Below are 14,281 nucleotides of genomic sequence, written 5' to 3'. Positions count from 1 at the left end.
CGCTTATCGCCAAACAAGATGGGCATACATCGCCCTTCTTTGTCATTCCGACCCCTTTTCAGCCTCACAGGACTGAACTTAAAGGTTCCTGTTCACCTGTTTTCATTGTAAAGGGGGCGTGTTCGTTTGTCAATCGTTTTTTCGCAGCCAGTCAAGCAGCTCGGCAAACTCCGGCGGCAGTGGCGCTTCGAATTCCAAATACTCGCCGCTTCTCGGATGACGGAAGCCGAGCACCCCGGCGTGCAGCGCCTGGCCGTCGATGGCGAGCGTTTTTTTCGGCCCGTATTGCGGGTCGCCAGCGAGCGGGTAGCCGATGTATTTCATATGGACGCGAATTTGGTGCGTCCGCCCCGTTTCCAGCTGGCACTCCACATACGTATAATGGCGAAACCGCTCGAGCACGCGGAAATGGGTGACCGCTTCCTTCCCGTTTTCTTCGGTGACGGCCATTTTCTTTCGATCGCGCTTGTCGCGGCCGATCGGGGCATCGATCGTGCCATAATCGTGCGGAATGACGCCGTGGACGATCGCCTTGTAGCGGCGCGTCACCGTTTTGTTCACCAGCTGCTCGACGAGCGAGCGGTGGGCGGCGTCGTTTTTCGCCACCATCAATAGTCCTGATGTGTCTTTGTCAATGCGATGGACGATGCCGGGGCGAAGCACGCCGTTGATCCCGGACAAGTCGCGGCAATGGGCGAGAAGCGCATTCACCAGCGTGCCGCGCATATGCCCGGGCGCCGGGTGGACGACCATGCCGCGCGGTTTGTTGACGACAAGGACATCCTCATCCTCATAATAAATGTCAAGCGGAATCGGCTCCGGCTCGACCTCGAGCGGCTCCGGCTCCGGCGGTGAAACGGCGACCGCGTCGCCTGCCTCGCATTTGTAGTTCGCCTTGACCGTCTCGCCATTGACGGTCACAAGCCCGCTTTTGATCCATTGCTGCACTTGCGAACGCGACCATTCGTCATTTAGCGCCGCGATCACTTTATCGATCCGCTCGCCGTCATATTCGTCTTCGATGTGAAACGTGATCGTGTCCATCTACTCATTCCCTTTCTCTGGTGTCGCGAAAAAAAACATATGGACAAACAGCAAGATGACGCCGACGGTCAGCGCCGAGTCGGCGATATTGAACACCGGAAAGCTGTACGTGCCGATGTACGTATGAATAAAGTCGACCACTTCTTTTCGGAATACGCGGTCGATAAAATTGCCGATCGCCCCGCCGAGCATCAGCCCAAGCCCCACGCCGGCCAGGCGCTCGGAAGGCTTCAGGCGGCGGATGTAAATCACGATCGCCGCCACGACGATCACCGTAATTAAATAAAAGAGCCAAAACTGCCCTTCTAGTATGCCCCACGCCGCGCCGCGATTGCGGTGCGACGTAATGTAGAGCACGTTGTCGATGATCGGGATGCTTTCCCCAAGCCGCATATAGCGGACGACAAGCCATTTCGTCCATTGATCGAGGATGATGACCGCCGCCGCGAGCCAATAGTATGCCACCGTGCCAAATCCCCCTGTCCTTCTCATTCATCCTTTTTGCATTGTAGCATAATTCGCCATGGTAAACAAATGAAGCGGCAAGGCTACCTTGGGGCAGCCTGCCGCTTTTCGTTACGCTGAATAATGTTCATTCACGATATGTGCGCAGCGCGGGCAAAGCGTCGGGTGGGATGGATCTTGTCCGACAGCTGGAGTCACCGTCCAGCACCGCTCGCACGTCTCGCCTTCCGCCGGGCGGACGAGGACGGCCACGTGGTCGAGCCGCTCGGCTTCGGCCGGCGCGGCGTCATACGGCTCATCGGCAACGGAAAACGCGGAAACGATGAGAAGCTGGCGCAAGTCGGCATTAAGCGACGCCAACAGCTTCCGCGCCTCGTCTTTCGGGTAGACGGTGACGCTCGCGGTCAGCGATTTGCCGATCACTTTTTCGTTGCGCGCGTTCTCGAGCGCTTTTAATATATCATCGCGCACATTCATAAACGCATCCCATTTCGAAAGCAGCGCTTCTTCGCCGTCGATTGCGATCGGCTCTGGCATATCGGTGAGCTGGATGCTTTCGACGTTTTCTCTTCGATTCGGGATATGCTCCCACACTTCATCGGCCGTGTGCGGCAAAATCGGCGCGATGAGCTTCGCCAATGCGACGACCGTTTCATACAATACGGTCTGCACGGCGCGGCGGGCGCGCGAGTCGGCCGCTTCGATGTACAAAATGTCTTTCGCCATATCCAAGTAAAACGCGCTCAGCTCGACGGTGCAGAAATGGTTCATCTCATGATAAACAGCAGCAAAATCATAGCTGTCATACGCCTTTTTCACTTTAGCGATGAGTTTATTTAATTTCGCTAACATGTAGCGGTCGACTTCGCCCAGCTCCCCGACCGGCACGGCGTTTTCGCTCGGGTCAAAATCGAATAAGTTGCCGAGCATAAAGCGGAACGTGTTGCGGATTTTTCGGTACACTTCCGACACTTGTTTTAAAATATGGTCGGAGATGCGCACGTCCGCTTGGTAGTCGACCGACGCGACCCAAAGGCGCAAAATATCAGCGCCGAACTGTTCCATTACTTTCGCCGGCACGACGACGTTGCCGAGCGACTTGCTCATTTTCCGCCCTTCGCCGTCCAAGACAAAGCCGTGGCTCAACACGCCTTTGTACGGCGCTTTGCCGGTGACGGCAACGGCGGTGGACAGCGATGAGTTGAACCAGCCGCGATATTGGTCGGACCCTTCCAAGTACAGATCAGCCGGGCGCGCGAGATCATCGCGTTCGACCAACACGGCTTGGTGCGACGAACCGGAGTCAAACCAGACGTCCATAATGTCCGTTTCTTTCGTAAAGATGCCGTTCGGGCTTGACGGATGAGTGAATCCTTCCGGCAGCAAGTCTTTCGCCTCGCGTTCAAACCAGACGTTCGACCCGTATTGGCGGAACAAGTTCGACACATGCTCAATCGTCTCATCGGTGATGATCGGTTCACCGTTTTCGCCGTAAAAGACCGGAATCGGCACCCCCCAGGCGCGTTGGCGGGAAATGCACCAGTCGCCGCGGTCGCGCACCATGTTGTGGATGCGGATTTCCCCCCACTCCGGAATCCATTTCGTTTCCTTAATCGCTTGAAGCAGCTCGCTGCGGATTTTATCGATCGACGCAAACCATTGCGTTGTCGCCCGGAAAATCGTTGGCTGCTTCGTCCGCCAGTCGTGCGGATACGAGTGGGTGATAAACCCAAGCTTCAGCAAAGCGCCGGCTTCCTCAAGCTTCTGTGTAATCGCCTTGTTGGCGTCTTCGTAAAACATTCCTTCAAACCCCGGCGCTTCGCTCGTCATATAGCCGCGCTCGTCGACCGGGCAAAGAACGGGAAGCCCGTATTTTTGCCCGACGAGAAAGTCGTCTTCCCCGTGGCCCGGCGCCGTATGGACGCAGCCCGTGCCGGCGTCGGTCGTGACGTGTTCGCCGCAGACGACAAGCGAGTCGCGCTCATAAAACGGATGTCTCGCCACGACGTATTCAAGCTCGTTTCCTTTGACCGTTTTGACGACCGACCATGCGTCCCAACCGATTTCTTTCGCCACCGATTCCGCCAAGGCGGCGGCGACGACATACCGTTTTCCGCTGACATCGACAACATGGTAATCCAAATCCGGATGAACCGCGATCGCCAAGTTCGCCGGAATCGTCCACGGCGTCGTCGTCCAAATGACGATTCGCTCATCGCCCTCAAGCACGCCTTTGCCGTCTTTCACCGGGAAGGCGACATAAATCGACGGCGAACGCTTGTCTTTATATTCGATTTCCGCTTCAGCGAGCGCCGATTCGCTTGACGGGGACCAATAGACCGGCTTCAACCCTTTGTAAATGAGCCCTTTTTTCGCCATTTCGCCGAACACTTTAATTTGCTGGGCTTCGTACTCCGGCTTGAGCGTAATGTACGGGTTGTCCCAGTCGCCGCGCACGCCGAGCCGCTTAAACTGCCGGCGCTGGTTGTCGATTTGCTCGTACGCGTATTGCTCGCACAACTTGCGAAACTCGGCGACGCTCATCGATTTGCGGTCGACGCCTTGCTTCGCGAGCGCCGTTTCGATCGGCAAGCCGTGCGTATCCCAGCCCGGCACGTACGGCGCGCAATAGCCGCTCATCGATTTGTAGCGGACGATGATGTCTTTTAAAATTTTGTTCAGCGCATGGCCCATATGAATATCCCCGTTGGCATACGGCGGGCCGTCATGCAGCACGAACAACGGACGCCCTTTCGTCCGCTCCTGCACTTTCCGGTAAATGTCCATTTCCTCCCATTTTTTTTGCATCTCCGGCTCCCGCTTCGGCAAGTTGCCGCGCATCGGGAACTCGGTTTGCGGCATAAGCAGCGTCTCTTTGTAATCCATCCTTGCTCCTCCTTCGAACGCTAGATTCCAAATAAAAAACCGTTCTCCCCCGGCAAGGGACGAGAACGGTCTCGCGGTACCACCCTTCTTGGCCATGCAAACGACGCACAGCCCACTTTTCATTCGTAACGGGAATGACGCGCCATGGCCTACTGGATGTTCGGCATGGAACTCCAGGGTGATGTTCACTCTTGCGCCGATGCCAGGCTTCCACCATCCCCAGCTCGCTGCGACCGGTCGTTCAAGAGCTACTATCCCTTTCATCGTCGATGACTATTTCGCTATTCATCCTGAAAAAAGCCAACCGCCTCCCACGGCGGCTGGTGCAGTGATTTTTGCCAATGATTATACCCGACATGGCCTCGGTTCGTCAAGGCTGAGACAACGGCTCTTTCACCTCTTCTTCGAGATCAGGCGTCTCGTATTCCATCAACTCGTCCCAGTCACGGCTGTTGATCATATCGAGCTGCGCCTCAACGAGCATGCGGAAGCGAGCGCGGAACACTTTCGACTGCCGCTTGAGTTCTTCGACTTCCAACGCGATTTTCCGCGATTTGGCCAACGCGTCGCCGATGATGCGCTCCGCGTTTTTCTCCGCTTCTTTAATGATCAGCTTCGCCTCTTTTTGTGCGTTGCGCTTCACTTCTTCCGCTGCTTCCTGAGCCACAAGAATCGACTTATTTAACGTTTCTTCAATGTTGGAAAAGTAATTCAATTTTTCCGTCAGTTCGGCCACTTTTTCCTCCAGCTGCTTTTTTTCACGGATGAGCATTTCGTAATCTTTAATAATTTGATCCAAAAACTCATTCACTTCATCTTCGTCATACCCGCGAAATCCGCGGCTGAATTCCTTATTGTGAATATCCAATGGCGTTAACGGCACAATGGCCACCTCCGTCTCCATCATTCCTTTTCTTCCTTCATTCGACACGATCAGCCCATTTCCTGCTGCGATTCGATTATTTTTGACGGCCCAGCCGGATGCGCCAGCGTTCTTTTTTCGTCATCCCCTCGACGGAAAACAGCTTGCAGCGACCAAACCCGCGCGCCGACAGGACATCGCCCGGCCCGCATACAAATTCGGGCTTGTCCACCACCTTCCAGTTCACTTTGACGAGCCCGCTTTCAATGAGCGTCTTCGCTTTCTCGCGCGCGAGGCGGAACGCCTGGGCAAGCACCGCATCGAGCCTTAGAGAAGACACCGTGACCGTTCCTTCCTCCCACGTTTCGGCAAGCGGCATGGCAGCTGACAGCGGCAACAGCTCAAGCGAAACCGGCGCTTTGCCGATCGTCCCGACATGGAGGCGAATGTAATCGGCCACCTCGGCGGCGGCAAAAAATTGGATCTCTCCTCCTTGGACGAGAATGTCGCCGAACTTGCCCCGCCGCAAGCCGAGCGACATGAGCGCTCCTAAGACGTCGCGGTGTTCAAGGAAAACGAATTTGCCTGGATAGCGGACAGCGAACAAGGCGATGTCATAATCCTCCTCATTCGGTTCGAAATACGGCGGATACAAAAGCGCCCGCTTCCGCTCGACAAACAAAGCGCCGCCGAAAAAGGACACGCGCACGTCTCCGTCGCTGCCGACGATGCTTTGCACGATTTGCTGCTCGCGCGGATCAAGAAAATCGGTCAGCTTCGGAGCGTACTGACGTTCTACCATTTCCTTCCATTCTATTACATGATCGATGAATTGATGTTCCTCTTTGCGGAAGTGCTGATACAGCTCCATTCCCATTCACCTTGCCTCATAAAGAAAGGAACCCGGAACGGATTCCTCCCGCTATTCCGCCCGCCTGCGCCGGGCCAAACGACGCGCGTTCCGTCCGGCTGCTAAAACTGCGCTTCGAGGATGTCAAACAACGCATACAGCCCTCTTGTCGCAAATTCAAGGACAATAAAGGCGATGATCGGAGAGATGTCAATGATGCCAAGCGGCGGAATGACACGCCGAAACGGTTCCAAATACGGCTCGCAAATGGCGGCAAGCATTTGTCCGAACCGCGTTTCGCGCGCATTCGGAAACCAAGACATCAAAATGTAAATGATCAAAGCGTACGAATATACTTGAATCAAGGTCGTTAAAAACGTAAGCACATAATCCAACGACTACCACCTCTTTATCGGTCTGTCATCCTCGCCGTCAAGCGAAATCGCGCCGCTGACGTCGACGTTGTCCGGGGTGCACAAAAAGATTTTCGTGCCAACTTGCTGAATGTCGCCGCCAATGGCGTACACCGTGCCGCTTAAAAAGTCGACGATCCGCTTCGCCTGCTCATGCTGGATGCGCTGCAAATTGACGATGACCGCCCGCCGGCTTTTTAAATGATCGGCGATTTCCTGCGCCTCCGCATACACCCGCGGCTCAGCGAGCACGACTTTCGCCGATTTTTGCACGCTTTGCAAGCTGACGACGTTCGCCTTGTTTGCCGCCTTCAGCAGCGGCGCCTCCTCTTCCGGCTGCGGCGCTTCGTATTCTTCTTCATAGTCTTCGTAATCTTCTTCTAAAAAATAATCGCGAAATTTTTTCATCAACCCCATCAAGTTCACCTCCTACAATGATCCGACAAGCGCGCTGCCGATGCGCACAAACGTCGCCCCTTCCTCAATGGCGATCTCGTAATCGTTCGACATGCCCATCGACAGCTCCGTGCACGGCGCATGCGGCCAGCGGAGCGCCTGAACGCGCTCTTTCAAGACCCGCAATTGCCGGAAGCAGGCGCGCAATACCGCCTCGTCATCCGTATGCGGGGCCATCGTCATCAATCCGACGACCTCAAGGTGCGAAAACGAACGGAGCTGATCGATGAACGGGACGGTCTCGTCAGGAGAGAGGCCGTGCTTCGTCGCTTCTCCCGATACATTCACTTGCACAAAACATTTCACCGGCCGCACCGCCCGCTTTTCAATTTCTTTCGCCAGCGACAGGCGATCAAGCGAATGGATGTAATCGACTTTATCGATAATGTCCTTCACCTTGCGCGACTGAAGCGTCCCGATAAAATGCCACACCGCCCGGTCCCCGATCCGTTCATACTTTTCAAGTAGCTGGCCGGCGCGGTTTTCGCCGAGGTCGGCAATGCCGGCGTCAAGCACATGAAGCGCCCTTTCGGCATCAATATATTTCGTGACAGCAACGATGCGTACGTCGGCCGGATTGCGGCCGACGCGGGCGCAAGCCGCCTCGATGCGTTGGCGAACGGCTGCCAAGTTGTCGCGTACGGTCATGCTGTTTCCTCCCTTCGGCCGATAAACGCCAACATCCGCCCTGTCGTCCCACGGTCGCGGCGGTGGGAAAAAAACAACGTCTCCTCACAGCTTGTACAGCGTTCCGACACATAAATATGGCAGTCTGGAATCCCGGCGGCCGCAAGCTGCAGCCGGTTGGCCTCTTTTAAATCAAGCGCATACTGCCCTTGGCTTGTTTCGCGCCACGGCAACGGGCCGCCCGCAGGAAGAGTCGGACGCAGGCCATCGATCACCCGGTCATCAACCGTGTAACAGCATGGGCCAATGGCCGGTCCAATCGCGGCATAGATGTCGGACGGGGCAATGTGTTCGCGCTCCTGCCAAAGCCGCACCATGTTTTGGACAATGCCGCCCGCCGTCCCCCGCCAGCCGGCGTGGGCAAGGCCGACTAGGCCCGCCGATGGCGCGATAAAATAGACAGGCACACAATCGGCAAAACAAAGTGCGAGCAATACCCCCGCCTTATCCGTATACAGCCCGTCAGCCCCCCGGACCGCTGCAGCGAAGTCGTGCGCCCCGCTCCCCCGATCGCCTTTCGTCACTTTCCGAATCACGGCGCCGTGCACTTGCTCACAGCACACCCAATGATCGAGCGGAACAGAAAGCCATTCAGCCAGACGGCGGCGGTTGTTGACGACATGCATGCGATCGTCGCCGACATGCAGCCCCATATTCAGCGAGGCGAACGGCCCTTCGCTTTCTCCGCCTTGTTTCGTTGTCAACCCGGCGACTGCTCCGGCAAACGGGGGCGCCCCGCAGCGGAGCCATCCTTGAGCTTCTTGTTGAAAAATGTCCGGCATTCGCGTCAACCTCACGCTGTTTTTGTAGGTTTTTATCACTTTTTTTCCTATTTTATCATAGTTTGTTCGTTTGTGATAACCTTTATTTGCGATTTTGTCGAAACATTGGTGCAATCCCGCCACTCAATATGCCGCTCATTGCGCGGGCCGCTCAGTCGGCATCATGCAGGCGGACTAAAATGACATCCGCTCCGATTTTGACGATGTTTTGCCACGGAATGACGACCGCTTCTTCACGCCCGAACAACCCGAGCATCTTTCCGGAGCCTAAAATAATGAGCGAACGGATTTTGCCTGTATCTAAATCGATGTCAATATCCCCGATGTTGCCAAGCTTCTTCCCGTTGGCCACATTGACGACATCTTTCGTTTGAAACTCAGAAATTCTCATCACGGTTCAGTCCCCCGCCTTTCCTCTCCTCTTTTTTCATCTATATGCACCGCCCAACCGGTTATGTGCCAAAGAAAAAAGGCTGCCCGAGCAGCCGTTCACACTTGGATGTTTTTATTCATTTGCCGGATCGCTGCCTTTTCAAGCCTGGACACTTGCGCCTGGGAAATGCCGATTTCCTCGGCGACTTCCATTTGCGTCTTTCCTTGGAAAAACCGTTTGCGGATAATCATTTTCTCTCGCTCATTCAACCGCCGCAGCCCTTCTTTTAAAGCGATTTCTTCGATCCATTGGATGTCGCGGTTGCGCTCGTCGCTAAGCTGGTCCATCACATAAATCGGATCGCCGCCGTCGTTGTATATCGGTTCAAATAAGGAAACAGGGTCTTGAATGGCATCAAGGGCAAACACCACTTCCTCGTGGGCGACGCCGAGTTCCCGCGCAATATCTTTCGTCGACGGCTCTTTCGCCGTCTCGCTCATGAGCCGTTCCCGCACTTGCAGCGCTTTGTAAGCGATGTCGCGCAGCGAGCGCGAGACGCGAATTGGATTGTTATCGCGCAAGTAACGGCGGATTTCGCCAATGATCATCGGCACCGCATAAGTGGAAAATTTCACATTTTGGTTAAGGTCAAAATTATCAATCGATTTCATGAGTCCGATGCAGCCAACTTGAAATAAATCATCAACAAACTCGCCGCGGTTGTTAAAGCGTTGAATGACGCTTAACACGAGGCGTAAGTTTCCGTTTACCAATTTTTCCCTTGCTTCTAAATCCCCTTCATGCATCCGGCGAAACAGCTCCCGCATTTCCTCGTTGTTGAGGACGGGAAGCTTTGAAGTGTCTACACCGCAAATTTCGACTTTGTTCCTCGTCAAGTTGTTCCCTCCCATCAGGAGATGCTAAGTCGTCAGTTTTCAGTATCTCCCTAGGAGGGAAAAATATGCACAGCCTGTCCGAGCGAAAAAAAGCGGCGGAGCGTCCACTCCCGCCGCTTGCTACATCATTTTGTTGAACTCTTTGCGCAACCGTTTAATGATCCGCTTCTCGAGCCGCGATATGTACGATTGCGAAATGCCGAGCAAGTCAGCGACATCTTTTTGCGTTTTTTCCTCCCCTCCTGACAAACCAAAGCGCAATTCCATAATCTGCTTTTCACGGTCGCTCAGCTGGTGCAAGGCGTTTAACAGCAGCCGCCGGTCGACGTCCGCCTCCAAATCCTTTGTAATGACGTCGTCTTCCGTTCCCAGCACATCGGACAGCAGCAGCTCATTGCCGTCCCAATCGATATTGAGCGGTTCGTCAAACGACACTTCCGCCCGCACTTTATTGTTGCGGCGCAAATACATTAAAATTTCGTTTTCAATGCAGCGTGATGCATAAGTCGCCAGCTTGATTTTTTTCTCCGGGTTAAACGTATTGACCGCTTTGATTAAGCCGATCGTTCCAATGCTGATCAAATCTTCGATGTGAATGCCGGTGTTTTCAAACTTGCGCGCAATGTAGACGACAAGCCGCAAATTGCGTTCAATGAGCAGCGACCGCGCCGTCTCATCACCGGTGGCCAGCCGTTCGATCAACTGCTCTTCCTCTTCTTTCGTCAACGGCGGCGGAAGCGCCTCGCTGCCGCCGATATAGTAAATTTCGTCGGCCTTCAACCCAAGTTTGGCCAGCAGCTTATACAGCCAATACATGAACCGAAGTTTCCATCTTTTCATCAAAATCCCCCTTCTAAACGGATAAAACGCGAGTATGATATAGTAACGACCTATGAAGCGGTCAGCTTTCTTCCCGCCTGCACCATTTTCGGGTGGATGATGCAATCGTATTCTCCGTCGGCTGAAAGCGGGTCTGCACTTAAGGCCATAAGCCCATGTTTCACCTCAAGCCACTCGTTTTCGTATGACAGCGCGATGCGGTCTAGTTTTACCGCCATCATCATTTGCGGGCCGCTGCCCACTGCGCGGTATGGAATGAGACGAAGACGATGGGCCCACTGTTCGGGCGGGTCGTCAACCGTCATGGCTGCCATATAGGCCATCAGCTCTTCGGGCAGCACGTCCTTCGCTTTTTCCCGGTCCACGATCATCACCGGCGTTTTGGACACTGGGTCAAACAGCTGGTTGCCGCTGTCGATGAGCCCTCTTAGGGCAAGGGGCCGGCCTTCCCAAACAGCAATGACATCTACAATATGTTCGAAGCGCAATTTTTTCTCGCGAATCTGTTCCACACGGCGGCGGGAAAAAAGCCACAACACCGGAAACCCGACGAGGACAAACAGCCAGCTTACCGGGTCGCCCGCCCCGGGGGGATGCATCATCAATAATCCGTTCTGCACGGACAGTTGCTCGGCGAAAAAATAATGAACCGCCAGCATGCCGCCCCCGACAGCGAACGTGGCAAAGTAAAACGCCAGCATGTTCTCGATCATATAGCGCGGCCGCTTAAAGCCAAAAGCGGAGAGCACAATCAAGATCGAGGCGGCCATTTTGGCAAGCGGGTGCTGGGCGATGGCGGACAACGGGGTGAACAGCAGCACCACAAGCAGCGACCCGATCAACGCTCCGGCCAACAGCCGCCACCAGACGATCGGGCGCTTAAGCATGAGCGCTGTCAGCCAAAGAAGCATTGCATCAAAACAGACGTTCAAAAGCCAAATGACATCAAGATACACAACCAACCGGCAAGCCCCTCCCCCGCCCCATCGGCTTTTGTCTGAAACAAGTATATAGCATATCCCGTTGGAAAGTCTGTCAATTGGTGGTGGTGAAAAACAGAATGTTTTGTCAAAGCGAGGGGAAACGTGCGAACGAGGAAAACCGCCCTTTGAAGCGCGGGGCGAGGGCAAAAAAAGAAGGCATGAACACGGCTTGTTCATGCCCGATAGCTCCTCAACGGCGACGGTTGCGGTTACGCAAGAACGCCGGAATATCGAGCGGGTCTTCCGCCTGCCCGGACCGGAGCGCCGCATAATCTTGCGCCGGTTCTTCGCGCTTTTCCCGCTTCGGCGCCGGCGTCACTTTCGGCGCCGTCCCGATGCCGGCGCGCGGCGGCCGCGGCTGCGAAGCAACGTTTTCGTTAAACCCGGTCGCGATGACAGTGACGACAATTTCGTCTTTTAAGTCTTCGTTGATGACCGAGCCGAAAATCATATTCACTTCTTGATCGGCCGCCGAAGCGACGATGTCGGCGGCCTCCTGCACTTCGTACAAACTTAAGTTCATGCCGCCAGTGATGTTCATGAGCACGCCTTGCGCCCCGTCGATCGACGTCTCCAACAGCGGGCTGGAAATGGCTTTTTTGGCTGCCTCCGCCGCTCGGTTTTCGCCGCTGGCAATCCCGATGCCCATCAGCGCCGAGCCTTTGTTGGACATGATCGTTTTCACATCGGCGAAGTCAAGGTTGATCAACCCCGGCACAGCGATCAAATCGGAAATGCCTTGCACCCCTTGGCGCAGCACATTGTCCGCTTCGCGGAACGCCTCAAGCATCGGCGTATTTTTGTCAACAATCTCAAGCAACCGGTCGTTCGGAATGACGATGAGCGTATCGACCGCCTCTTTCATGGCGGCGATGCCGCTTGCGGCCTGCGTCGCCCGCTTCCGCCCTTCAAACGTAAACGGGCGCGTGACGACACCGACCGTGAGCGCTCCTAATTCGCGGGCGATTTGGGCGATGACGGGCGCCGCCCCAGTTCCCGTGCCGCCGCCCATGCCAGCGGTGACAAACACCATATCGGCGCCGCGAAGCGCTTCTTCAATTTGCTCTTTGCTCTCCTCAGCTGCTTTTTTTCCAACTTCTGGGTTCGCTCCCGCACCCAAGCCGCGTGTCAGCTTCGCCCCGATTTGCAGTTTCGTCGGCGCCTTCGACAAATTGAGCGCCTGTGCATCGGTATTGACGGCAATAAATTCAACGCCTTGCACTCCGTGTTCAATCATCCGATTGACGGCGTTGTTGCCGCCGCCCCCGACCCCAATCACCTTGATCGTTGCCAACTGATCGACTGTTGTCTCAAACTCCAACATGGCCAAATCCTCCTAAAATTTCAATCTCTATTCAAAGAAAGAACCGAAAAATTTCTTGACCTTCTTCCCGAAATGGTCTTCTTTCTTTTTCGGTTTCGATGGTTGTTTTGGCGCCGGGCGCTCGGCCGGCTCCGCCGCGGCCGCCGCCGGGACGGTTTTCCCTTGCAGCTGCGCCTGCCGGTAGGCGAACTTGAGCAGGCCGACGCCGATCGTGTATTGCGGGTCGCGCACGCCGATGTAATCCGGCATGGCAACACGGACGCTCGTCCCTAGGACGACGTGAGCCAACTCCAACACTCCCGGCATATTCGCCACGCCGCCGGTCAGCACATAGCCGCCCGGAAGGTCGCGAAAGCCAAGCCGGCGCACTTCATGTTGAACCATTTGCAAAATTTCCTCCATCCTCGCCTCAATAATATCGGCGATCTCAAGCTGGCTGAACTGCTGGTGTTGATCGCTGCCTATGACCGGCACGCTGAACACTTCTTCGTCCGAAGCGTAGTCGTAAAACGCATACCCGTGCTTCAATTTGATTTTTTCCGCATCCTCCGTTGTTGTCCGCAGCCCGATGGCCAAATCTTTTGTAATATGCTCCCCGCCGACCGGCAGTGAAGAGACAGCTTGCAACGCCCCTTGCTCAAAGACAGCGACCGTTGTCGAACCGCCGCCCAGATCGACGAGCGCGGCGCCCAAGTGCCGCTCATCGTCGGATAATGCCAGCAAACCGGCCGCTAACGGCTGGAGGCAAATGTCGCTGATTTCCAAACCGGCACGTTCCACACAGCGAAGGAGATTATGTAAAATCGTCTTCGCTCCGGTCACCATCGTCCCTTCCATCTCCAAGCGGACGCCGATCATGCCGCGTGGGTCGTGGATGCCGTCTAAGCCGTCGACGATAAACTGGCGCGGAACGACGCTGATAATTTCCCGGTCCGGCGGGATGGAAACGACTTGCGCCGCATCGATGACGCGGGCAACGTCTTCATCGCTGATTTCGCGGTTTTCGCTGGCAACTGCAACGATGCCATGGCAGTCATGCAGCTGAATATGGCTTCCCGCCACCCCGACAATCACGCGGCGGATCGAAAGGCCGACCATCCGTTCCGCTTGTTCGACCGCGCGCTTGATCGATTGCACCGTTTTATCTATATCAACAATCGCGCCTTTTTTGAGCCCTTCTGATTTCACATTGCCGATTCCGATAATGTTAATCGAGCTGCCCAACATTTCCCCGATGATGACTTTGACGCTCGATGTTCCGACATCCAGGCTAACGACGATCTCATTGCTGCTCATCTTTTGGCATCTGCCTACTAAAAACGCGCCGATGTCAGCCGACGTTTCAGTAAGCAGCGACACCTCCTTTTTCGGCTGAAATTTCCCTGTCCATCTCTTCGTCTATATCCAGCTCGCGATTTTC

General features: G+C 55.2%; 15 protein-coding genes and 1 other annotated feature. All 15 genes read right to left on the bottom strand.

Features of this window, described 5'->3' with window-relative positions; all coding sequences use genetic code 11:
- Positions 1-129: 129 nt before the first annotated feature.
- Positions 130-1,044 carry an RluA family pseudouridine synthase gene (locus tag NSQ51_RS05525; RefSeq protein WP_033016129.1) on the bottom strand — a complete coding sequence of 305 codons (915 nt, stop codon included), beginning with the start codon at positions 1,042-1,044 and terminating at the stop codon, positions 130-132.
- A complete protein-coding gene (lspA, locus tag NSQ51_RS05520; protein WP_080706535.1) occupies positions 1,045-1,536 on the bottom strand; it encodes a signal peptidase II in 492 nt (163 codons plus the stop codon).
- An 84-nt stretch (positions 1,537-1,620) separates the two neighbouring features.
- On the bottom strand, positions 1,621-4,395 hold the full coding sequence (gene ileS, locus NSQ51_RS05515; RefSeq protein WP_033016132.1) for an isoleucine--tRNA ligase: 2,775 nt from the start codon (positions 4,393-4,395) through the stop codon (positions 1,621-1,623).
- 52 nt (positions 4,396-4,447) lie between these two features.
- Positions 4,448-4,668: a binding site (T-box leader), on the bottom strand.
- 97 nt (positions 4,669-4,765) lie between these two features.
- The gene (locus NSQ51_RS05510) at positions 4,766-5,278 is read right to left on the bottom strand and encodes a DivIVA domain-containing protein (RefSeq protein ID WP_147432129.1); all 513 of its coding nucleotides are present in this window, start codon (positions 5,276-5,278) and stop codon (positions 4,766-4,768) included.
- 76 nt (positions 5,279-5,354) lie between these two features.
- Positions 5,355-6,128, bottom strand: coding sequence for an RNA-binding protein (locus tag NSQ51_RS05505; protein ID WP_053532303.1), 774 nt, complete (start codon positions 6,126-6,128; stop codon positions 5,355-5,357).
- A 101-nt stretch (positions 6,129-6,229) separates the two neighbouring features.
- Entirely contained in the window at positions 6,230-6,502 is a 273-nt protein-coding gene (locus NSQ51_RS05500) for a YggT family protein (RefSeq protein ID WP_033011295.1), read from the bottom strand.
- A 3-nt stretch (positions 6,503-6,505) separates the two neighbouring features.
- A complete protein-coding gene (locus tag NSQ51_RS05495; RefSeq protein WP_033011296.1) occupies positions 6,506-6,937 on the bottom strand; it encodes a cell division protein SepF in 432 nt (143 codons plus the stop codon).
- A gap of 12 nt (positions 6,938-6,949) precedes the next feature.
- Positions 6,950-7,624 (bottom strand): YggS family pyridoxal phosphate-dependent enzyme, encoded by a 675-nt coding sequence (locus tag NSQ51_RS05490; RefSeq protein ID WP_033011299.1) that lies wholly within the window; start codon positions 7,622-7,624, stop codon positions 6,950-6,952.
- Complete coding sequence (gene pgeF / locus NSQ51_RS05485) at positions 7,621-8,445, bottom strand: peptidoglycan editing factor PgeF (protein ID WP_033016140.1); 825 nt, start codon at positions 8,443-8,445, stop codon at positions 7,621-7,623. Before pgeF ends, NSQ51_RS05490 begins: the two co-directional genes overlap by 4 nt.
- Positions 8,446-8,596: 151 nt before the next feature.
- Positions 8,597-8,839: a YlmC/YmxH family sporulation protein gene (locus tag NSQ51_RS05480; RefSeq protein ID WP_033011301.1), complete on the bottom strand. Its 243-nt coding sequence runs from the start codon at positions 8,837-8,839 to the stop codon at positions 8,597-8,599.
- A 95-nt stretch (positions 8,840-8,934) separates the two neighbouring features.
- Positions 8,935-9,714: an RNA polymerase sporulation sigma factor SigG gene (gene sigG / locus NSQ51_RS05475; RefSeq protein ID WP_033016141.1), complete on the bottom strand. Its 780-nt coding sequence runs from the start codon at positions 9,712-9,714 to the stop codon at positions 8,935-8,937.
- A 120-nt stretch (positions 9,715-9,834) separates the two neighbouring features.
- On the bottom strand, positions 9,835-10,554 hold the full coding sequence (gene sigE / locus NSQ51_RS05470; RefSeq protein ID WP_033011303.1) for an RNA polymerase sporulation sigma factor SigE: 720 nt from the start codon (positions 10,552-10,554) through the stop codon (positions 9,835-9,837).
- Positions 10,555-10,604: 50 nt separating this feature from the next.
- Positions 10,605-11,516, bottom strand: coding sequence for a sigma-E processing peptidase SpoIIGA (spoIIGA, locus tag NSQ51_RS05465; protein WP_033016138.1), 912 nt, complete (start codon positions 11,514-11,516; stop codon positions 10,605-10,607).
- A gap of 211 nt (positions 11,517-11,727) precedes the next feature.
- Entirely contained in the window at positions 11,728-12,861 is a 1,134-nt protein-coding gene (gene ftsZ / locus NSQ51_RS05460; RefSeq protein WP_033011308.1) for a cell division protein FtsZ, read from the bottom strand.
- Between the two features lie 27 nt (positions 12,862-12,888).
- Complete coding sequence (gene ftsA, locus NSQ51_RS05455) at positions 12,889-14,157, bottom strand: cell division protein FtsA (RefSeq protein ID WP_049624367.1); 1,269 nt, start codon at positions 14,155-14,157, stop codon at positions 12,889-12,891.
- Positions 14,158-14,281 lie beyond the last annotated feature (124 nt).

The sequence above is a fragment of the Geobacillus sp. FSL K6-0789 genome, assembly GCF_038593135.1.
Taxonomy (GTDB): Bacteria; Bacillota; Bacilli; order Bacillales; family Anoxybacillaceae; genus Geobacillus; species Geobacillus stearothermophilus.
The sequence above is the reverse complement of the archived record's forward strand: the minus strand, read 5'-3'. Positions and strand labels throughout refer to the sequence as shown.